This window comes from Ectopseudomonas khazarica, assembly GCF_017915135.1.
GTDB classification, from domain to species: Bacteria; Pseudomonadota; Gammaproteobacteria; order Pseudomonadales; family Pseudomonadaceae; genus Aquipseudomonas; species Aquipseudomonas khazarica.
In genome coordinates, this window is sequence record NZ_CP068551.1 from 1110126 (window position 1) to 1129373 (window position 19248).

The window sequence follows — 19248 nt, forward strand, 5'->3', positions numbered from 1 at the left end:
GGGTATCCCTCAGTTGAAGACTTTGGCGGTGGTGGAGCGCAGGCGTGCGCTATGGCCGGTCACCGAGTTGGTGCTTTCCACGTTGATTTCATAGCGAAAGGTTCCGATACCCAGCATCATGTTGCCGTACTCGGGGTTTTCCGCCTGGCCTTCCGTCGAGCCGGAGGGGGCTGTTACGGCATACCACTTGACTGACTGCGTGCTGTCACCGGAGACCGGGACGTAGTCCAGCGCACTGTCGAAATCGGTGCCATACACGGCCTCCTGGCTGAGGAAGCAATAGAGGTCGTTGCAAGCCTGCTCATGTGGCTTGGGCGGCGCGGTGAGCGCTCTCTCGCCCTGGCGAAGACCGCCCTCTCCATTGTTGGTCAGCTTCTGCTGTTCGACGAGGTTGCCGGTGATACGACCTTCCAGAGTGCTTTCCCGTGCGCCGGAAAGTGCGAGCAGGGTGATGACCAGCAGCATGATCAGTGCGACGAACAGGGCCGCGCCGCGTTGGTTTCGAGGCAGGTTTTGAGTCATGGCATCAGATTCCTGAGCATCACGTTGCTTTGGGATATTTGATAGAGCTGGCCACTGTCGTCAGCCTTCAAGGCTGCCAAGACTTCATCGTCGTCTTCCACTTCGACCATGTCTTGCCAGGTGGTCAGCGCCGTGGCGGCATCGATCGAATCGCGCAGGCGTGCGCCAGCGCTACGCATCAGGGCTGTGTGGCGCACGGCGAGAATGGGCAGCGTGGTGCTCGCCGAGGTGTACTGGGTAATGCTGCGAGGATCGGCAGCCGTGCCTGTGCCGAATTCATAGCGAAGATCGGCCAGCCCCGATACCAGTTCTCCGCTCTGGGCTTCGCGTCCGTCGAGTGTGGCGCCCGCCCGAGTGGTATGGACGCGGGTGCACATCAGAGCGCCGGCTTCGCCATCTTCATCATCGTCCTTGGCAAAGTACAGGCGCTCGATGATGATTTCATCGGAGCTGGTATAGGGGGCCTCCTCAAGGTCGGCTGCGGTCACGGGCAACTCGCCCAGGCAATTGCGCTCGAGGTGATTGCGTGGCTCATAGCGAATGCAGAGCGAGTTGAATGCCGTGCGCTTGATTGCCTGACCTAGCGAGAAGGCCCCGCAGCCTGCCAGGTCGCCTACGGCGGGGAATGCGATGTCGGTTCCTTCGTCGGGGCGCCGCCGATAACCGGCCTTGGTCAGCTCCTGCTGCAGTACGAGCAAGGCGTAGCGGCCACTTTCCAGATTTTCTGTCTGGCTCTGCTGAAAGGAGTAGCTGCGCTTGTTATCGATATAGACCTGGGTGACGCCGAGGATCAGGAAGCTGCTGATCGCCAGGGCCACCAGGAGTTCGACCATCGACAGGCCGGACTGCGAGCGTTGGTATGTCATATGGGTTCCCTATATCTGCGTGCGCAGGCGATAGCGGCAGATGGTCATGTCCGTGTCTGCGTCGCTCGGGTCCTGGTCAGGATCCAGACACTCGCCGGCCTTGGTCCGCCAGGCAATCTGGATTTCGACGGCGCTGCCGGTATTGGTACAGGTGTTGGCGGTATCGGTGCGGCAGACATGGAAATCGCTCTTGAGCAGGCTGTCACCATCGGCCGTGGCGGCTTCCACCGGCAGCATCTTCTGGACCTTGTCCGCCCAGCAGGCCAGCTGGGCGCTGGCGGCACTCGGCAGCGGCGCGCATTCGTCAGGTTTGTCCGGGAAGTCTGCATCAGCCGCTTTGTAGAATCCTGAAGACTCGGGCAGGCCTGTCGGCATGGCACGCATCATTTCCGCCAGGTCGTTGGCCAGGGTCATGGCAACATTACGTTGAACGGAGTCTTGGGTGTACTGAATGGTCCGGGTCTGCATGGCAACCATGCCAAGCACGCCGACACTGACCAGCAGCAGTGTGACCAGGACCTCGATCATGCTGAATCCTTTCTCAGTCTTCGCCATCATCATCGTCTCCTCCGGACTGGACTGTGCAGGTCGTCATCTTGTCGTCGGACGATGGGCCATTCTTGCCACGTGCCCAACTGCGGGCTCTGCCGCTGGCCTGGACATCGATGGTGTAGCCGTTGGCGAAGTCACCATCATGGCAGGTCAGCAAGGAGGCGCTCTGCCCGGTGCCGTTGTAGTGGAACGTCAGTTCACTGCTGCTGGCGCTGACGCTGGCTCCTCCACTGAGCGTCATGCTGCGCAGTGCTTCGGTCGATTCCTCGCAGTCGGCTTTCACACTCCAGACATCCTGATCCTGGCAAACCTTGATCTGTCGACGCTGCTCCACTGCGGTGCTGCGCGCGAACTGCAGCAAGGACAGCAGTTCATTGTTCTGCGACTGGGTCCGGTCGTTGGCCACGAGCTGGGTGAAGCTCGGGATGGCTATCAACGCGAAGATGCCGATGATGAGGACGATGATCATCAGCTCAATCAGGGTGAATCCCGCGTGTCTGCGTCCGCCGGGGTTGCACGTGTCAGCGAGTCGAGGTCGCAAGGTAATGGGCATGGCGTGGCTTCTGGATAGTAAGAGGCAGTCAAATGCTGCCTGCTTCGTCCGTGCATGTCTTCATAGGAGGGATGATTGGTACAACTACCGGTATGATCGGTCACCGACCCTGACCCGGAGTCGACCCTGGCGGTTGAGTACGATCTGCCAGCTTGATTGCTGAGCGCCGCAGATCGAGAAGCGACCGTTGCTGGCACTGCTCATGCCGTTGGCCTGGAACAGGATTCTGCTGCGCAGGCCAAAGCCACGCCAGCACAGCTGACTGTTCCGGGGCGGTGTGAATCGCCTGAGCAGCAGCTGGTCCCGTGCGCTCATAACGAGCCAGTGACCGTTCCAGTTGCCGTCGCAGGTCGTTCCGTTGCTGGAGCCGCAGATCAGGTGCGGGCGTTGCGAAAGGATAGCCTGGGAGCGGGTAAAATTAAGGTGGGCCAATAGTTCCTCGCGCAACGCGCGTTCCCGGTTTTGCTCTATGAGGCGGAGAAGGGAGGGGCTGGACAGGGTGATCACAATGCCCAGTAAGGCCACGACGACAAGCAGCTCGACGAGGCTGTGCGCTTTCTGATGTGATGTTTTCATGAACGATGTGCATCCGTTGCACCAAATGAGCCCGGTCTTCCTGACCGAGTCTTCCGATATAACCTCTGGTGCCGCGTTGTCAAGTTATTCTGCTGAGTGAGGTGTGTGTTGGGTCCTGACGTTCTGGTAGTGGGTGCTGGTGCAATCGGTCTTCTCTCGACCCTGATGGTGGCGCGGGAGGGCAGGGCGGTGACGCTGGTGGAGGCCGGCAATATCGGGCGTGAATCTTCCTGGGCCGGCGGCGGGATCGTTTCGCCGCTGTATCCCTGGCGCTACAGTGCCGCGGTCACGGCGTTGGCGCACTGGTCGCAGGACTTCTATCCGGGGTTCGGACAGCGCTTGCTGGATGAAACGGGCATCGACCCCGAGGTGCATGTCACCGGGTTGTACTGGCTGGACATGGATGACGAGGCCGAGGCGCTGGTGTGGGCCGGGCGTCAGGGGCGTCCTCTGCTGTCGGTGGACATCGATCAGGCGTACCGGCGGGTACCGGTGCTGGGACCGGGGTTCTCCCGCGCCATTCATATGTCGGGTGTGGCCAACGTGCGTAACCCCCGGCTAGTCAAGGCGCTGCGCGCAGCCCTGGCGGCAATGCCCAACGTGGAGGTGCGCGAGCATTGTCCGGTGAGCGGCTTCGTTCACGAAGGCGGACGCGTGCGCGGGGTGACGACCGCTGAGGGTGAGGTGCGTGCCGAACGAGTGGTGCTCGCTGCCGGTGCCTGGAGTGGCGAGCTGCTCGCGACGCTGGGCCTGCGCTTGCCGGTCGAGCCGGTGAAAGGGCAGATGATCCTCTACAAGTGCGCCGGTGACTTTCTGCCGAGCATGGTGCTGGCCAGGGGGCGTTATGCGATCCCGCGGCGCGACGGGCACGTCCTGGTCGGTAGCACGCTCGAGTACGCAGGTTTCGACAAGACGCCGACCGCTGACGCGCTGGAAAGTCTCAAGGCCTCCGCCGAGGAGCTGCTGCCTGCGCTCAGGGATGCCGAGGTGGTCGGGCATTGGGCGGGGTTGCGACCGGGCTCGCCGGAAGGCATCCCGTTCATCGGCGAACTGGCCTCGCACCCGGGGTTGTGGCTCAACTGCGGGCATTTCCGCAACGGGCTGGTGCTGGCGCCGGCGTCCTGTCAGTTGCTGGCCGACCTGATGCTCGGTCGCGAACCGATCATCGATCCGGCGCCTTATGCGCCTGCCGCGCGCCTGCAGTAGATGAAAGGGCCTGCATGACAACGCAGGCCCGTCTCGTCAGTCGATACCCAGCTTCTTCAGGCGGTAGCGCATCGAGCGGAAGGTCAGGCCCAGGCGTTCCGCCGCTGCCGTACGGTTCCAGCGGGTTTCCTCCAGGGCCTGCATGATCAGCTTGCGCTCGATTTCCTCGAGGTAGTCCTCGAGGTTGTCGATCTGCGCCAGGCAGGCCTCGCCGACTTCGCCAGTGGGGGCGCTGGCGTCGGCCAGGCGCAGGTCAGACGGCCTGATCTGGTCGTCTTCGCACAGTGTGTAGGCGCGCTCGAGCATGTTCTCCAGTTCGCGCACGTTACCGGGAAAGCGATAGTTCTTGAGCTTCTCCAGCGCGTCGGGTTGCAGCTTGGCCGCGGCCAGGCCGGAGCCCTCCGCCAGGCGCGCGAGCATGACCTCGGCCAGCTGTGCGATATCCTCGCGGCGCTCGCGCAGGGACGGCACGCGCAGCTCGATGACGTTGAGACGGTAGTAGAGATCCTGGCGGAAGCGCCCGGCGGCGACTTCGGCGGCCAGGTCCTTGTGGGTGGCGCAGAGGATGCGTACGTCGACCACCACTTCCTGCTGACCGCCGACCGCGCGCACGGCCTTTTCCTGAATCGCGCGCAGCAGCTTGACCTGCATCGGCAGCGGCAGGTCCGCCACTTCATCGAGGAACAGCGTGCCGCCATTGGCCGCCTGGAACAGGCCCTGTTTGTCTTCGATGGCGCCGGTGAAGCTGCCTTTCTTGTGGCCGAAGAATTCGCTTTCCATCAGCTCCGAGGGGATCGCGCCGCAGTTGACCGGCACGAAGGGGTGCTCCATGCGCGGCCCCTGTTCATGGATCAGGCGCGCGACAAGCTCCTTGCCGCTGCCGGATTCGCCACTGATATAAACCGGCGCCTGGCTGCGCGAGAGTTTCTGAATCTGTTTGCGTAGCGACTTCATCGGTGGCGAGTCGCCCAGCAGGCGGCTGTCGACCGGCGCCTCGTCACCTTCCGGGGAGCGGATGCGCAGCGCGGCGGCGACCAGCTCGCGCAGGCGGGCGAGGTCGACCGGTTTGGTGACGAAGTCGAAGGCGCCGGCCTTGAGGGCGTTGATCGCCGTGTCCAGGCTGCCGTAGGCGGTGATCATCGCCACCGGTACCTGCGGGTGGCGCTGCTGGATGTGCTGCACCAGATCGAGGCCGGTGCCGTCCGGCAGGCGCATGTCGGTGAGGCACAGGTCGAAGGGCTCGCGTGCCAGCCACTCGCGCGCCTCCTTGACGTTGCGCGCGCTACGGGTGTCCAGCTTCATCCGTCCGAGGGTGATTTCCAGCAGTTCGCGGATATCGGGTTCGTCGTCGACGATTAGGGCTCTCTGGCGGGTCATGGTCAGCTCAGTTTGCGCGGGTGGGCGAAGGTGATGCGGAAGCAGCTGCCGCCACCCTCGCGAGGTTTGTAGTCGAGGCGGGCCTGATTGCTCTGGCACAGTTCACGGGAAATATACAGGCCAAGCCCGGTTCCCTTGTTCTCGGTGGTGAAGAACGGCTCGAAGATGTGCTGCTCCTGCTCCGCAGAGACGCCGGGGCCATCGTCGAGCACTTCGAGCACCGGCAGGTCGCTCTTCTCGTCGCGGAACAGCTGCAGCCAGACCTGGCCGAGGCGGTGCTGCTGAGCACTATAGCGCAGGCCGTTCTGCACCAGATTGGTCAGTACCTGGGTCAGCTGGTGAGGGTCCATGCGCGTCTGCAGGCTGCCGCCCCGGGTCTCCAGGTGGATCTGTCGGTCGCTTGGCGCCGAGCTGCGGAACTCGCTGGCGAAGCGGTGCAGCCAGTACTTCAGGTCGAGCAGCTGCGGTTCGGCCTGGCGCCGGCGCGACAGTTGCAGCACGTTCTCGATCACCAGGTTCATGCGCTTGGAATGATCCTGGATGATCTGCGCCAGACGCTGATCCGGGCCTTGCAGGTCTTCCGACTCCTGCAGCAACTGCGCGGCGTGGCTGATGGCGCCGAGCGGGTTGCGTATTTCGTGGGCGATGCCCGCCGTCAGGCGGCCGAGCGAGGCCAGCTTGAGCTGCTGCGCCTGCTGGGCGATTTGCGAAATATCGTCGAGAAACACCAGGGTGTGCTGCTGCTCACCGCGCTGCAGGGAGATGAAGCTGGGCTGCAGCACCGGGCCGTCGACCTGCGCCTGCAGGCTGTCCGGGCGCATGCTCGGGTTGTGCAGCCACTGCTGCAGGCGCTTGAGCAGTTCGGGGCAGTGCGGATCGATGATCTTGCCGCTGAGTTCGCCACGTCCGAGCAACTGCGTCGCGCCCTGGTTGGCCAGCAGCACCCGGTGCTGGGTGTCCAGGACCAGGATGCCGGTGCGCATGCGCTGGATGATCTGCTCGTTGAGCTCCTCCAGATTGGCCACGTCGGCTGCGCGCTGCTCGGCGAGGGTCTCGCTCAACTGCAGGCGACGGGTGATGCCCTGGATGAAGAGTGCGCCAGCGAAGCACAACGCACCCAGTGCGCCAGCCTGGACATACTGGGCGACGGCAGCGGGTCGGCTGAGGCTCAGGTAGAAGGTCAGGTAGATCAGCGCGATGGCGGCGACGGCGGCGATCAGCAGGCCGATGCGCCCGCGCAGCAGGATGTTGGCGATTGCCACCGCGACCACCAGCAGGTTGCCGATGCCGCTTGGGGTGCCCCCGGCCGCATAGAACAGCGCGGAGAGAAGGATCACGTCGACCAGGGCCAGGCTGAACAGCTGCGCCAGGTGCTTGGGTCTTTGCACCAGCACCGCGATGAAGATGTTCAGGATCAGGTAGACCCAGCTGCCGGTGCGAAACAGGCCGATGTGCACGACATCCAGCAGTTGTTCGTCGAGATTGCTGGAGATCAGCAGCACCAGCACCAAGCCGATGATCAGGCGATAGAAATGATAGAGCCGGAGGATGCGTCGCCCCTGGGCTCCATCCTGCATGCCTGTCTCAGCGATCACCGGTACGAGGGCCTTGTTCGAGGTGGGCCTGGCTGCAGTACCACTGCTGGTCCTGGCTCAGCGCCTGAGTCTTGGGAATGTGCACCCCGCAGTGGGCGCAACGCACCATGGGCGCTGCCGCGTCCTCACGGGGCCTGGTTTTTTTGGCGTTGCTGATGAAGCGACGCCAGACCCAGATCCCGGCGAAGATGATGGCGACCCAGAACAGCAGGCGAAACAGGCCCATATCGTGCTCTTTATCCGTTCAAAGCCGCCAGTTTAGCCAAGCTGATGGCATCGGCACAGTGGCAGGGGAGTAGCCTGTGAGCTGTTTCCAGGCAATAAAAAGGGAGGCCATGGCCTCCCTTCTCGCATGACCTGTCGGTCAGTCGAACAGGCCGAAGGTCAGGTAGCTCCAGAACGAGCGCTTCTTCTCGGTTTCGCCGGTCTTGGCATCCTGCTGCAGTTCGCTCGGAATCTGCTGTTCGGCTTCTTCGTACTGGCGGATGACGTCCTGGCTCGCACGGGTTTCGCCCGGCGGCAGCGGCGTATCGGTTTCGATCAGGCCGAGGGTCGCCTTGGCCAGCCAGGAACGGTTGTCGGACTCTTCTTCAAGCGGCACGAATTCGCCGCTTTCCAGGCTCGGATGATCCGGGTAGTTGAGCTTGAGGGTTTCCAGGCTGCTGGCGGCCAGGTCGTCCAGGGACAGGCGCTGGTACGCCTCGGTCATGATCGCCAGGCCATCGCCGACCGACGGGGTTTCCTGGAAGTTTTCCACCACGTAGCGACCACGGTTGGCGGCGGCGACGTAGGCCTGACGGGTTAGGTAGTAGTGGGCGACGTGCACTTCGTAGGCGGCCAGCAGGTTGCGCAGGTAGATCATGCGCTGCTTGGCGTCCGGGGCATAGCGGCTGGTCGGGTAGCGGCTGGTGAGCTGGGCGAACTCGTTGTAGGAGTCGCGCGCCGCGCCGGGGTCACGCTTGGTCATGTCCAGCGGCAGGAAGCGCGCCAGCAGGCCACGGTCCTGGTCGAACGAAGCCAGCCCCTTGAGGTAGTAGGCGTAGTCGACGTTGGCATGCTGCGGGTGCAGGCGAATGAAGCGCTCGGCCGCCGACTTGGCCGCTTCCGGTTCGGCATTCTTGTAGTAGGCGTAGATCAGCTCGAGCTGGGCCTGCTCGGCGTAGCGGCCGAACGGATAGCGCGATTCCAGCGCCTTCAGTTTGGCCGTGGCCTGGGTGTAGCTGCGGTTGTCCAGGTCGGCCTGGGCCTGCTGGTACAGCTCCACCTCGCTGAGGTTTTCATCGACCTCCGGCTGCTTGGAGGAGCAGGCGGCGGTAAGGGCGAGGATGGCGATCAGCAGCAGGTGTTTCACTTGCATGGCGGCTTGCGTCCCTGTGACGGCCGCGCGGCCGTCCTGTTATGATGAACGCCCCCGGAAAACCCTGGGGCAAAGACGCCGTATTTAACCACAAGCCTGTCGCCGAAACCAAAGGCCAGGCTCCCGCCGTTGCCCAAGAGCCTGTTCAACGTTTCGCGAGCTGGAACAATGCAAGGTGAGGACGCGGAGTTTACGCGCCGTAAATGAGCATCCGAGCCTGTTTTCAACGCAGCAGGGCAGACGCGCAGCAGATTTTTGAACGGTTTCTGAAGATGACCTCTATAGACAAGCAACTGATCCAACTCCAGGCCGTCGTCCCTTTCGAACAGGGCGGCCAACGCCTCGACCAGGTGGCCGCGCAGCTGTTCGGCGAGTACTCGCGCTCGCGCCTTTCCACCTGGATCAAGGAAGGACGCCTGACCGTCGATGGCGCCGTGGCGCGTCCGCGTGACACCGTGCATGCGGGCTCGAGCCTGGTGCTCGATGCCGAGCAGGAAGCGCAGGGCGAGTGGGTGGCTCAGGATATCGAGCTGGATATCGTCTACGAGGACGAGCACCTGCTGGTGATCGACAAGCCGGCAGGGCTGGTGGTGCATCCGGCCGCCGGGCATGCCGATGGCACCTTGCTCAACGCCCTGCTGCATCACGTGCCGGACATCGTCAACGTGCCGCGCGCCGGCATCGTCCATCGCCTGGACAAGGACACCACCGGGCTGATGGTGGTGGCCAAGACGCTGCAGGCGCAGACCAACCTGGTGGAGCAGCTGCAGAAGCGTACCGTCAGCCGTATCTACGAATGCATCAGTGTGGGTGTGATCACCGCGGGTGGCACCATCGATGCCCCCATCGGGCGCAGTTCCAGCCAGCGCCAGCGCATGGCGGTGACCGACGGCGGCAAGCCGGCGATCACCCACTATCGGGTGCTGGAGCGTTACCGTTCGCACACCCATGTGCGGGTCAAGCTGGAAACCGGGCGCACCCACCAGATTCGTGTGCACATGAGCCACGTCGGCTATCCGCTGGTGGGCGACCCGGTCTATGCCGGGCGTTTCCGCATCCCGCCGGCGGCCAGCCCGAGCCTGGTGCAGAGCCTCAAGGAATTTCCCCGCCAGGCCCTGCATGCGCGCTTTCTCGAACTGGATCACCCGGCCACCGGCAAGCGCATGAAGTGGGAGTCGGCGCTGCCGGATGACCTGGTCTGGCTGCTGACCCTGCTGCGCCAGGACCGCGAGGCGTTCGTCGGGTGACGGCCCACGACTGGCTGCGCCCGGACTGGCCGGCGCCCGCCAGCGTGCGGGCCTGTGTCACCACCCGCAATGGCGGTTTCAGCCAGGCGCCGTTCGACAGCCTGAACCTCGGTGATCATGTCGATGACGACCCGGCTGCGGTGCTGGCCAATCGGCGCCATCTGCTCGCAACCCTGGGTTGCCAACCGGCCTGGCTGCGCCAGGTGCATGGCATCGTCGTGGCCGAGGCGGACCCGACAAGGGTCATCGAAGCCGATGGCAACTGGACCGAACAACCTGGTATCGCCTGTACGGCGATGACCGCCGACTGCCTGCCGGCGCTGTTCTGCGACCGCGCCGGTAGCCGGGTTGCCGCGGCCCATGCCGGCTGGCGCGGGCTGGCAGGCGGCGTGCTCGAGGCAACCGTGCAGGCGCTGAACGTCGCACCGCAGGAGTTGCTGGTGTGGCTCGGTCCGGCCATCGGTCCGGCGGCCTTCGAGGTCGGTGGCGAAGTGCGCGACGCCTTCGTGCAGCAGCATGGCGAGGCGGCCGCCGCCTTCGTGCCCGGTGCCAACGCCGGGAAGTTCATGGCCGACATCTACCAGCTGGCGCGCATCCGTCTGGCGGCCATTGGCGTCAACGCGGTGTTCGGTGGCGGGCTGTGCACCTACAACGACGCGCGTTTCTATTCCTATCGCCGCAGCGCCCGCACCGGGCGTTTCGCCTCGCTGATCTGGCTGCAGCCCTGAGCGCAGGGGGGATCGCGCCTTGTCGGTCCAGCAGAACAGCGTTCGTCCAATCTCATCCGGAAAAACTGGCAGAGCGGTCTGTGCGGACCGTAGGAGCGGCTTCAGCCGCGATGCATTTCGCGGCTGAAGCCGCTCCTGCAGGTTCGTCATTACTTCGTCGCTAGTGGATACGCCTCATCGGTCCAGCGTGGTATCGGGTTCGAAAAGGCTGTCCAGGCAGGCTTTCGTTCTAGCCCTTGATCACCATCATCAATAGTGCTGGGCCGAGCGAGACGACCGGTCATATGCTCGGCGCCATGAACAGCATTCGACTCGACAAGCGTGACCTGATCCTGAGCAAGGGCTCGGCGGTGATGACCCGTCGCGGCTATCACGGTACCGGTGTGCTGGAGATCGTTCAGGCTGCCGGCATTCCCAAGGGCAGCTTCTATCACTATTTCGCCAGCAAGGAAGACTTCGCCCTGCAGGCGCTGGCGTTCATCTACCGCCCGCGTCTGCAGCGCTACGCCCAGGCGCTGAGTGACCCGTCACTGAGCCCGCGTGCGCGCATCCTCGGCTATTACCGTGAGCTGCTGGCGCATTTCGCGCGCCAGGACACGCCGCAGTATCACTGCTTCATCGGCAGCCTGAGTTTCGAGATGAGCGAGATGTTGCCGGCCATCGGCGCCGAGGTCGCGGCCATCCAGCAGGCTTCGGTGGACATCCTGCGCGGCTGCCTGGAACAGGCGCAGGCCGCCGGTGAACTGCCGGCCGACGAGGACTGCGGCAATCTCGCCACCTTCATCAGCGATGCCTGGCAGGGCGTGCTCGCGCGCCTCAAGGTCCGGCACAGCCTGCAACCGCTGGAAGCTTTCGTCACCCGCCTGGAGCGCTTGCTGCAGGCCTGATAACCGTCAAATCGCAGAGGAAAGATCATGAGCGCTCCCGTTCAAGCCCTGTTCGCCCCGTTCCGTCTCGGAAACCTCGAGCTACCGACCCGTGTGGTCATGGCGCCGATGACCCGCTCCTTCTCGCCGGGCGGCGTGCCCAACGCCAAGGTCATCGAGTACTACCGTCGCCGCGCGGCGGCGGGCGTGGGCCTGATCGTCACCGAAGGCACCACCGTCGGCCACCAGGCCGCCAATGGCTACCCGAACGTGCCGCGTTTCTACGGTGAAGATGCCCTGGCCGGCTGGAAACAGGTCGTCGACGCGGTGCATGCCGAGGGCGGCAAGATCGTCCCGCAGCTCTGGCACGTCGGTAACGTACGCCGCCTGGGCACCGAGCCGGATGCCGCCGTTCCCGGCTACGGTCCGATGGAGAAGGTCAAGGACGGCCAGGTGGTCGTGCACGGCATGACCCAGGCCGATATCGACGAGGTGATCGCCGCCTTCGCCCAGGCCGCACGCGATGCCAAGGCCATCGGCATGGACGGTGTGGAGATCCATGGTGCCCATGGTTACCTGATCGACCAGTTCTTCTGGGAAGGCAGCAACCAGCGTAGCGATCAGTACGGCGGCGACCTGGCGGCGCGCTCGCGTTTCGCCATCGAGCTGATTCAGGCCGTCCGTGCGGCGGTCGGCCCGGACTTCCCGATCATCCTGCGTTTCTCGCAGTGGAAGCAGCAGGACTACAGCGCACGCCTGGTGCAGACCCCGGAAGAGCTGGAGGCCTTCCTCAAGCCGTTGTCCGAGGCTGGCGTGGACATCTTCCATTGCTCGACCCGTCGTTTCTGGGAGCCGGAGTTCGCGGGCAGCGACCTCAACCTGGCGGGCTGGACGCGCAAGCTCACCGGCAAACCGACCATCACCGTCGGCAGCGTCGGCCTGGACGGCGAGTTCCTGCAGTTCATGGTCAAGACCGACAAGGTCGCCGAGCCTGCCAGCATCGAGAACCTGCTCGAGCGCCTGAGCAAGGAGGAATTCGACCTGGTGGCCGTGGGCCGCGCGCTGCTGGTCGACCCGGACTGGGCGCTGAAGGTCCGCGAAGGGCGCGAGCAGGACATCCTGCCATTCAGCCGGGATGCGCTGACCACCCTGGTCTGAGCCCCTGTGAACTGGGCGTCGTAATCCGACGCCCAGTTTTCGGCCCCGGCACGTCGGTATTGCTGTTCATCTAAGGTTGCACGCGTTTGGCTCCCCTCTCCCATTTATGGGAGAGGGGCTGGGGGAGAGGGCTGAAAATGCCGCAGAACTGCCAGTTTTCCCCTCTCCCCAAGGGGGGCGAGGGGACTGATCGCGTCCGACCACTTCTGGTGTGAACAGCATTGCGGCACATCGGGGCTTTTCTGCGTCTGCAGGCGGGCAACGTGCGATCCGCCGGTTGCCCTCACGGGCGGTTGTCGCCTGCCCCAGGAGCCAGTTGCGCATTCACGCTGATTTCCGCCCGTGGCTGCATGGCGTTGCGCAAGTGCTGTTCGAACAGTGCCACGATGCCCTCCCAGCTGAGATGGCTGGCATGCCGGCGGGCATTCAGGCGTATGCCGCGCAGGGTCTCGGCGTCCTCCAGCAGTTCGTAGGCTGCGTCGCAGAAGCCGGCCTCGTCGGCGGGCCGCGCGAGCATGCCGTTGTGCCCGTGATGGATGTGCTGGGCGGCTGCGGCCTGATCGAACGCCACCACGGCCAGGCTCGAGGCGAGGGCTTCCAGTACCACGTTGCCGAAGGTTTCCGAGAGGCTGGGAAACAGGAACAGGTCGCCGCAGGCGTAGTGCTTCGCCAGCGTCTCGCCGCGTTGCAGGCCGCAGAACAGGGCATCCGGCAGCTGTGCCTGGAGGCTGGCGCGCAGTGGCCCGTCGCCGACCAGGATCAGGCGCATGTGCCTGTGCGGGTGCTTGAGTCGCAGCGCCTGAAAGGCCTTCACCAGCAGCCCCAGGTTCTTCTCCGCCGCCAGGCGACCGACATGCAGCACCGCCAGGTCGTCCGGCCCCAGGCCCCAGCTTTCGCGCAGCGCATCGCAGCGTCGCCCCGGGTGGAACAGCTGGCTGTCGACCCCGCGGGCGAGCAGCGCCAGGCGCTCGAAGTCGCGGCGTTCCAGCTCGACCTTCTGGCCGACACTCGGCACCAGGGTCATCTGTGTGCGGTTGTGGAACCAGCGCAGGTAGTTGGTCATCGCCCGGGTCAGCAGGCCGACGCCGTAGTGACCGGTGTATTGCTGGAAGTTGGTGTGGAAGCCGCTGACCACCGGGATCGCCAGGCGCCTGGCCGCGCGCAGCGCGGAGAGCCCCAGCGGACCTTCGGTGGCGATGTAGAGCACGTCCGGGCGCTGGCGTTTCCAGCGCCGCAGCAGTTTGTGCAGCGAGGACTGGCCCCATTGCAGGCCGGGGTAGCCCGGCAGCGGCCAGCCGCGCGTGAGCAGCAGGTCGGCGTCGGCCGTCGTGGCCTGATCGGCCTCCTGGCGCGGACGTATCAGCTGCACGCGATGGCCAAGGCCGCGCAGGCCATCGACCAGGCGCCCGAGGGTGTTGGCGACGCCGTTGATCTCCGGCGGGAAGGTTTCGCTGATCAGCGCGATGTGCAGGGACGGTGCGTTCATGTACGCAGTCTCTGCGCGGGTCATGTAGTGAACATGACGCTCGGATGACGCTTGTGTGTCAGAGGCGCAGGCCGTGCAGCTGGTCGCGCAGCCAGATGTGCGCCGGGTCGTGCTGGCGATGGCGATGCCAGATCAGGCTGATCTGCACCGCAGGCATATCCAGCGGCAGGGGCGCGACGCGCAAGCCGAAGATCGGCGCGAAGCTGGCGGCCAGGCGCTCCGGCACCGTGCCAAGCAGGTCGGTCTGGGCGACGATGGCGGGAATCGGCAGGTAGTTGGGCAGGTGCAGGGCAGCCTGGCGTCTGACCCTGGCGGAGCCGAGCACGATCTCCAGCGGCGAGCCGCGTCCGGCGCGTGGCGTGACGATCGCATGGCGGGCCTGTTGGTAGTCCGTGAGGCTGAGGCTGCCGATGAATGCCGGGTGGTCCTTGCGGCCGATCACTACCAGCGTCTCCTCGCGCAACGGGGCGTACTGCAGGTCGGGCGAGTCGAGGTGCAGGTAGTCGATGGCCAGGTCCAGGGTGCCGCTCTCCAGGCGCGCGAGCATGCTGTCGGCATCGTCGCCCTGTGCCACCAGCTCCACCTGCGGCGCGACGTCCGCCAGGTGCGCTTGCAGCGTCGGCAGTAGCGCCGCCTGGGCGTAGTCGTTGAGCGACAGATTGAAGACATGCGGCGCATCGGTAGCGAAGGGCTCCGCCGGACCGAGGCCGGACTGCAACAGGTGCAACGCCTGGCGGACCGGTGGATAGAGCGCCAGGGCTCGCGCTGTCGGCGTCATGCCACGGGCGGTGCGCTGGAACAGCTCCTCGCCCAGCTGCTGGCGCAGGCGGGCGAGGGCATTGCTCACGGTCGACTGGCTCAGGTGCAGACGCAGGGCTGCACGGGTCAGGTTGCCTTCCTGCATCAGCGCGTCGAAGACCAGCAGCAGGTTGAGGTCGAGCTGGCGCAAATTCGTTATCAAGGATAATGCTCTTTCAGAATATCCATTATTCGAATGATTTGGCCGGACCTAGACTGTTGTCAATCCACAGGAGAGCGCCATGGCCTACAACAACGACAATGCCCAGGCTTTTCGCAGCGACTACCGGGCTGCCATCCATCCGCTGTACAGCCCCTGGCTGCATGCCGCGTTCGTGCTGGCGTACGGCCTGCTCTGCATCGGCCTGCTGTGGCGCTCGCTGGAGGCCGTGGCGCCCTGGCAGTGGCTGCTGGTACCCGCGACGCTGGTGTTCTTCAGCTGGGGCGAGTACCAGGTGCACAGGCGCCTCGGTCACAACCGGACGCGCTTCGGCCGGCTCTTCTACAAGCGCCACACGGGCGACCACCACAGCTTCTTCGTCGAGACGCTGATGCCCTACGAGACCGCGCGCGACTGGCGCGTGATTCTGTTCCCGGCCTGGCTGATCGTGCTCTACAGCCTGCCCCTGTTCGCGCTCTGGTGGCTGCTGTCCCGGCTCGATGGCAATCTCGCCGCCTTGTTCGCCGGCAGCATGCTGCTGGGCTACATGAGCTACGAAGTGGTGCATGCCTGCGAGCACCTGCCCGCCGAGCACCCGCTCTCGCGCCTGCCGTGGATTCGCCAGATGCGCCGCCTGCATGCGCTGCACCACCGTCGCGAGCTGATGCATGCGCGCAACTTCGGCATCGTCCATCCGCTGATGGACTGGCTCTACGGCACCCTGCACTGGGAGCCCGAGGCGATTCACCAGCAGAACCGCCAGCAGCATCGCATCCGTGTCGCGTTACCCGCCGAGCAGGTACTGGGCTACGCCGCCGCGCCGGTTCACTGGCCGGACTGGCACCCGTCGTCACTGCGCATCTACGGTCGCGAGGGCGCGTTGCTCGCCGGTGAGCGGTTCGAGGAAGACATCCATGCGGGTGGGCGCACCGGGCATCTGCGCTGGGACGTGCTCGACCATCAGCCGGGCCGGTGCTGGCAGGCCAGTGCCCGTGGCGAACATGGCCTGCACCTGCTGCTGACCTACGCCTGCGTGGAGGAGCAAGGGGGCTGCGAGTTCGTGCGCACCCTCGAGTACGGTTTCGAGGGCTGGCCGATGCGACTGCTCAACGGCCTGTTCATGCGCCGGCGCATCGAGCGCGAGTCGCAGGCCTCCATGCAGGCATTACGTGAGGTCCTGGCCAGCCGCTGATGCCTGCTCGCCGCGCTCGCGTACCCAGAACAGCGTCGCCCCTGCCACCGCTGCTGGCATCATCAGAATGTTCAGCCCCGGCACCAGCAGCGCGGCGTAGGTGATGCCGCCGAAGCTCAGGCTCTGCCAGCGCTTCTCGCGCAGCCAGGCGAGCATGTCCTGCCAGCTCATCTTGTTGTTGTCGGCGGGGTAGTCGATGTACTGGATCGCCATCATCCACACACCGAACAGCAGCCACAGCGGTGCGGCCACGAGGTTGACCAGGGGGATGAAGCTGAGGATCAGCAGGCCGATGGCACGCGGCAGGAAGTAGCCCAGCTTGCGCATCTCGCGGCCCATGGTGCGCGGCACCATGGCCGCCAGTTCGGCCCAGCTGAACGGCGGGAAGTGGTCCTGGCCACGGGCGACCACCTCCACCTTCTCCGCGAGGAAACCGTTGAACGGCGCCGCGATGATGTTGGCCAGCATGGTGAAGGTGAAGAACACCATCAGCAGCACCAGTACCACGAACAGTGGCCAGAGGATGTACTGCAGAAAGCTCAGCCAGCTCGGCAGGTTGGGCATGAAGGTGTCGACCCAGCCGCTGAACTGCTGCACGGCGAAGCCGATCAGCGTGGCGAACAGGAGCAGGTTCACCGCCAGCGGCAGCAGCACGAACAGGCGCAGGCCGGGGCTGAGGATGAGTTTCAGTCCTTCACGCAGGTATTGCGGGCCGGACAGTACGGGGGCGGCGGGCATGGAAGACTCCGGAGTGGTCAATGGGCGCGACCATACCGATTTCAGCGCGCGGGTGAAAGTTCAGTCACTCACTCCTGCGGGGTGCCTTGCGTCGCCGGCCCGATCACGATGTGGCTGCGTTGGCGCTTGGCCAGGTACATCGCGCTGTCGGCCGCCTTGGTCAGCGTGACCGCGTCCTGGCCATCGAGCGGGCACAGGGCGATGCCGATGCTCAGGGTCACGAAGTCGATGCATGTACCGGCGATGTCGAAGGGTTTGCGCAGTGCGGCGATCAGGCGCTCACCGACGATCCGTGCGGTTTCGGCGCTGGCGTTGGAGACCAGCAGGGTGAACTCGTCGCCGCCGAGGCGATAGAGCTGGTCCGGCTGGCGCAGGGCGTGCTGCAGGCGCAGGGCAATGGCGCGCAGCAGCTCGTCGCCGGCATCATGGCCGAAACGGTCGTTGACCTGCTTGAAGTGATCCAGGTCGATGAAGAACAGCGCCAGTTGCTTGCCCTGGCTCTGGGCCTCGGCGATCTGCTGCGGCAGGTGTTCGAGAAAGGCCTTGCGATTGCCCAGCCCGGTCAGGGTGTCGTGATAGGCCAGGGTGTGCAGCTTGCGCCGCTGCGAGGCCTGGGCACTCACATCCCGGAGGATGCCGCGATACCCACGGAAGGTGCCGTCGGTGTCCTGTATCACCGACAGGCGCGCCTCGAAGTCACCGAGGGTGCCGTCGTGACGCCGCATCGGCGTGCAGAGGGTGCGCAGGCTGCTGTCATCGCGGGCGTTCTGGAAGTACTGCAGGGCCGTTGCCGTATGGCCACGCAGCAGCAGCTGGGTGAAGGGGCGGCCCAGCAGTTCCTCGCTGCTGTAGCCGAGAATCTTCACCATGGCGCCGTTGATGCGCTGGACCTGGCCGTGTTCGTCCACCTCGAAGTAGCCGTCCTGGATCGACTCAAGAATGGCGCGGTCACGTTGTTCGCTCTGCTCCAGGCGCTCGAGCATGCTGTTGAGGGCGCTGCCCAGCTGCCCCAGCTCATCCCTGCCGAGGTCCGCCAGCTTCGGCAGCCGGGTCTGCTCGCCGATACCGTCGATCTCCCGATTGAGCACCTCCAGGCGCCTGAGCAGCCAAAACTCCAGGCCCATGTAGACAACTAGGGCAGCACCGAGAACGATGACGAAGCTGATCGCCAGGAAGAAGTGCAAGGCGTCGTGCGCCCCGTTGTAGTTGCTGCGCTCGGTGGTGATGCGCAGGGCCAGCTCGGGTGCCTGCCACGGGTTGTCGAGCTGCAGCAGGATGCTCTGCCGTTTGTCGGACAGCAGCTCGCGGGGGCTGACTTCGGCGCCGAGGGGGGCCTCGTGCCTGGGCTGCCAGCCCGCCGTGTCGGCCACGGCGGGGATGAAGGCGACCTGGCCGACGAACTGGTGCGCCAGTGAAGTCATGCGCGACGTGGTGAAGAAGCGTCCGGCGATAAAGGCGCCGGCCGCCGGCGCAGTGCCGTCGCTGTCGGTGACGGCACTGCTCAGCAGCAGGGTGGGCACGCCATGGACCAGCAGGAACTGCGCCGTGGTGAAGCGCGGATCGCCCTTGGCGTCGAGGATGCCTGTCGCCGCGCTGCGTGCGTACACGTCGTTACGCAGGTCTTCACGGCTCGGTTCGCCGCCCGGACCCAGCACCAGCAGTTCGCGGGTGTCGAACGTGCCCCAGCGCTCCAGCAGCAGGCGCCCCTGGGCATCGAACATGACCATGAAGTCGAAGTCGTAGTTGTCCAGCTCGGTGTCGTCGAGGTCTTCCTCCAGGTAGCGTTCCACCGGGCTGCGCGCCTGGGCGACCGCGTAGCTCTGGTCCCACCAGCTGTAACTGCGCAGCAACTGCGCGGCCTGCTCGATGTGGTCGAACAGGATCTGTTGTGCCTTGCTGGCCGCGTCCTGGAGGTTCTGTTCGTCCTGCTGGTCGAAACGGCGCAGCAGCAGGTGGTCCGACAGGAGCTGGACGATCAGAAGGGTCACTACCAGCAGCGGCGCAAAGAGTGAAAACAGGCGTTTGCGCAGGCTCATCGGGGTTTTCGTCCTCGTCGCTACAGCCTCAGTATAGTGAGGCTCCGGGGCCGTGCATGAACGATAGCGCCTCTCTATCCGGGGCATTGGCGATAGGTATTTCCGCCCGTTCAGGCTGCCCGATAGTCTGGGCCGCACCTTCACTTTCGCGGGGCTTTCACTCTTCACAAGCCTTCCCCTAGCGCTTCGAAAGTCCCCTTTTTATTGCAGCCGGCGCGACGGGTCGGCGAGGAGT

19 protein-coding genes are annotated in these 19248 nt (G+C 64.9%); 6 read left to right on the forward strand and 13 right to left on the reverse strand.

Annotation, left to right across the window (positions count from 1 at the left end):
• Positions 1-9 precede the first annotated feature (9 nt).
• The 5 genes from JLK41_RS05045 to JLK41_RS05065 form a co-directional block, all read right to left on the reverse strand.
• Positions 10-522, reverse strand: coding sequence for a pilus assembly PilX family protein (locus JLK41_RS05045; RefSeq protein ID WP_210390490.1), 513 nt, complete (start codon positions 520-522; stop codon positions 10-12).
• Entirely contained in the window at positions 519-1388 is an 870-nt protein-coding gene (locus JLK41_RS05050) for a prepilin-type N-terminal cleavage/methylation domain-containing protein (protein WP_210390491.1), read from the reverse strand. Before JLK41_RS05050 ends, JLK41_RS05045 begins: the two co-directional genes overlap by 4 nt.
• Positions 1389-1397: 9 nt before the next feature.
• The gene (gene pilV / locus JLK41_RS05055) at positions 1398-1943 is read right to left on the reverse strand and encodes a type IV pilus modification protein PilV (protein ID WP_210391190.1); all 546 of its coding nucleotides are present in this window, start codon (positions 1941-1943) and stop codon (positions 1398-1400) included.
• Positions 1930-2493, reverse strand: coding sequence for a GspH/FimT family pseudopilin (locus JLK41_RS05060; protein ID WP_425321838.1), 564 nt, complete (start codon positions 2491-2493; stop codon positions 1930-1932). Before JLK41_RS05060 ends, pilV begins: the two co-directional genes overlap by 14 nt.
• A gap of 84 nt (positions 2494-2577) precedes the next feature.
• Entirely contained in the window at positions 2578-3069 is a 492-nt protein-coding gene (locus JLK41_RS05065) for a GspH/FimT family protein (RefSeq protein WP_210391192.1), read from the reverse strand.
• A 129-nt stretch (positions 3070-3198) separates the two neighbouring features.
• On the opposite strand from JLK41_RS05065, the gene thiO reads away from it, so the two are divergent.
• Positions 3199-4275 (forward strand): glycine oxidase ThiO, encoded by a 1077-nt coding sequence (gene thiO / locus JLK41_RS05070; protein WP_425321839.1) that lies wholly within the window; start codon positions 3199-3201, stop codon positions 4273-4275.
• 36 nt (positions 4276-4311) lie between these two features.
• Here the strand turns inward: thiO and JLK41_RS05075 are convergent, their stop codons facing one another.
• From JLK41_RS05075 to JLK41_RS05090, 4 genes are all read right to left on the reverse strand, one after another.
• A complete protein-coding gene (locus JLK41_RS05075) occupies positions 4312-5652 on the reverse strand; it encodes a sigma-54-dependent transcriptional regulator (RefSeq protein WP_134678120.1) in 1341 nt (446 codons plus the stop codon).
• A gap of 2 nt (positions 5653-5654) precedes the next feature.
• Positions 5655-7229, reverse strand: a complete 1575-nt coding sequence (locus JLK41_RS05080; RefSeq protein ID WP_210390493.1) for a sensor histidine kinase — start codon at positions 7227-7229, stop codon at positions 5655-5657.
• Between the two features lie 7 nt (positions 7230-7236).
• The gene (locus tag JLK41_RS05085; RefSeq protein ID WP_047590238.1) at positions 7237-7473 is read right to left on the reverse strand and encodes a PP0621 family protein; all 237 of its coding nucleotides are present in this window, start codon (positions 7471-7473) and stop codon (positions 7237-7239) included.
• Positions 7474-7611: 138 nt separating this feature from the next.
• A complete protein-coding gene (locus JLK41_RS05090; RefSeq protein WP_134678118.1) occupies positions 7612-8604 on the reverse strand; it encodes an outer membrane protein assembly factor BamD in 993 nt (330 codons plus the stop codon).
• A gap of 272 nt (positions 8605-8876) precedes the next feature.
• Between JLK41_RS05090 and rluD the strand changes: the two genes are divergently transcribed.
• From rluD to JLK41_RS05110, 4 genes are all read left to right on the forward strand, one after another.
• Positions 8877-9851: a 23S rRNA pseudouridine(1911/1915/1917) synthase RluD gene (gene rluD / locus JLK41_RS05095; protein ID WP_047590232.1), complete on the forward strand. Its 975-nt coding sequence runs from the start codon at positions 8877-8879 to the stop codon at positions 9849-9851.
• Positions 9848-10579 carry a peptidoglycan editing factor PgeF gene (gene pgeF / locus JLK41_RS05100; RefSeq protein WP_152487974.1) on the forward strand — a complete coding sequence of 244 codons (732 nt, stop codon included), beginning with the start codon at positions 9848-9850 and terminating at the stop codon, positions 10577-10579. Before rluD ends, pgeF begins: the two co-directional genes overlap by 4 nt.
• A gap of 296 nt (positions 10580-10875) precedes the next feature.
• On the forward strand, positions 10876-11466 hold the full coding sequence (locus JLK41_RS05105) for a TetR/AcrR family transcriptional regulator (RefSeq protein ID WP_231499282.1): 591 nt from the start codon (positions 10876-10878) through the stop codon (positions 11464-11466).
• A 27-nt stretch (positions 11467-11493) separates the two neighbouring features.
• On the forward strand, positions 11494-12603 hold the full coding sequence (locus JLK41_RS05110; protein ID WP_134678116.1) for an NADH:flavin oxidoreductase: 1110 nt from the start codon (positions 11494-11496) through the stop codon (positions 12601-12603).
• A 283-nt stretch (positions 12604-12886) separates the two neighbouring features.
• On the opposite strand, the gene JLK41_RS05115 is transcribed toward JLK41_RS05110, so the two are convergent.
• Together JLK41_RS05115 and bsrA are read right to left on the reverse strand one after the other, a co-directional pair.
• Positions 12887-14113: a glycosyltransferase family 4 protein gene (locus tag JLK41_RS05115; protein ID WP_210390494.1), complete on the reverse strand. Its 1227-nt coding sequence runs from the start codon at positions 14111-14113 to the stop codon at positions 12887-12889.
• Positions 14114-14147: 34 nt separating this feature from the next.
• A complete protein-coding gene (bsrA, locus tag JLK41_RS05120; protein WP_210390495.1) occupies positions 14148-15050 on the reverse strand; it encodes a LysR family transcriptional regulator BsrA in 903 nt (300 codons plus the stop codon).
• A gap of 79 nt (positions 15051-15129) precedes the next feature.
• On the opposite strand from bsrA, the gene JLK41_RS05125 reads away from it, so the two are divergent.
• The gene (locus JLK41_RS05125; protein ID WP_210390496.1) at positions 15130-16239 is read left to right on the forward strand and encodes a sterol desaturase/SRPBCC family protein; all 1110 of its coding nucleotides are present in this window, start codon (positions 15130-15132) and stop codon (positions 16237-16239) included.
• Here JLK41_RS05125 and cysZ read toward each other — a convergent pair.
• Together cysZ and JLK41_RS05135 are read right to left on the reverse strand one after the other, a co-directional pair.
• Entirely contained in the window at positions 16213-16977 is a 765-nt protein-coding gene (gene cysZ / locus JLK41_RS05130; RefSeq protein ID WP_037046781.1) for a sulfate transporter CysZ, read from the reverse strand. The genes JLK41_RS05125 and cysZ overlap by 27 nt on opposite strands.
• 68 nt (positions 16978-17045) lie before the next feature.
• Positions 17046-19013 carry a sensor domain-containing diguanylate cyclase gene (locus JLK41_RS05135; RefSeq protein WP_150608235.1) on the reverse strand — a complete coding sequence of 656 codons (1968 nt, stop codon included), beginning with the start codon at positions 19011-19013 and terminating at the stop codon, positions 17046-17048.
• Positions 19014-19248 lie beyond the last annotated feature (235 nt).

Bases quoted from the DNA above. Each gene is read 5' to 3' on its own strand.
- JLK41_RS05105 (WP_231499282.1), top strand. From the start codon at position 10,876: ATGAACAGCATTCGACTCGACAAGCGTGACCTGATCCTGAGCAAGGGC.
- JLK41_RS05080 (WP_210390493.1), bottom strand. From the start codon at position 7,229: ATGCAGGATGGAGCCCAGGGGCGACGCATCCTCCGGCTCTATCATTTC.
- JLK41_RS05060 (WP_425321838.1), bottom strand. From the start codon at position 2,493: ATGCCCATTACCTTGCGACCTCGACTCGCTGACACGTGCAACCCCGGC.
- JLK41_RS05115 (WP_210390494.1), bottom strand. From the start codon at position 14,113: ATGACCCGCGCAGAGACTGCGTACATGAACGCACCGTCCCTGCACATC.
- JLK41_RS05110 (WP_134678116.1), top strand. From the start codon at position 11,494: ATGAGCGCTCCCGTTCAAGCCCTGTTCGCCCCGTTCCGTCTCGGAAAC.
- rluD (WP_047590232.1), top strand. From the start codon at position 8,877: ATGACCTCTATAGACAAGCAACTGATCCAACTCCAGGCCGTCGTCCCT.
- cysZ (WP_037046781.1), bottom strand. From the start codon at position 16,977: ATGCCCGCCGCCCCCGTACTGTCCGGCCCGCAATACCTGCGTGAAGGA.
- JLK41_RS05085 (WP_047590238.1), bottom strand. From the start codon at position 7,473: ATGGGCCTGTTTCGCCTGCTGTTCTGGGTCGCCATCATCTTCGCCGGG.
- JLK41_RS05090 (WP_134678118.1), bottom strand. From the start codon at position 8,604: ATGCAAGTGAAACACCTGCTGCTGATCGCCATCCTCGCCCTTACCGCC.
- JLK41_RS05075 (WP_134678120.1), bottom strand. From the start codon at position 5,652: ATGACCCGCCAGAGAGCCCTAATCGTCGACGACGAACCCGATATCCGC.
- JLK41_RS05135 (WP_150608235.1), bottom strand. From the start codon at position 19,013: ATGAGCCTGCGCAAACGCCTGTTTTCACTCTTTGCGCCGCTGCTGGTA.
- JLK41_RS05065 (WP_210391192.1), bottom strand. From the start codon at position 3,069: ATGAAAACATCACATCAGAAAGCGCACAGCCTCGTCGAGCTGCTTGTC.
- pilV (WP_210391190.1), bottom strand. From the start codon at position 1,943: ATGGCGAAGACTGAGAAAGGATTCAGCATGATCGAGGTCCTGGTCACA.
- JLK41_RS05050 (WP_210390491.1), bottom strand. From the start codon at position 1,388: ATGACATACCAACGCTCGCAGTCCGGCCTGTCGATGGTCGAACTCCTG.
- JLK41_RS05045 (WP_210390490.1), bottom strand. From the start codon at position 522: ATGACTCAAAACCTGCCTCGAAACCAACGCGGCGCGGCCCTGTTCGTC.
- JLK41_RS05125 (WP_210390496.1), top strand. From the start codon at position 15,130: ATGGCCTACAACAACGACAATGCCCAGGCTTTTCGCAGCGACTACCGG.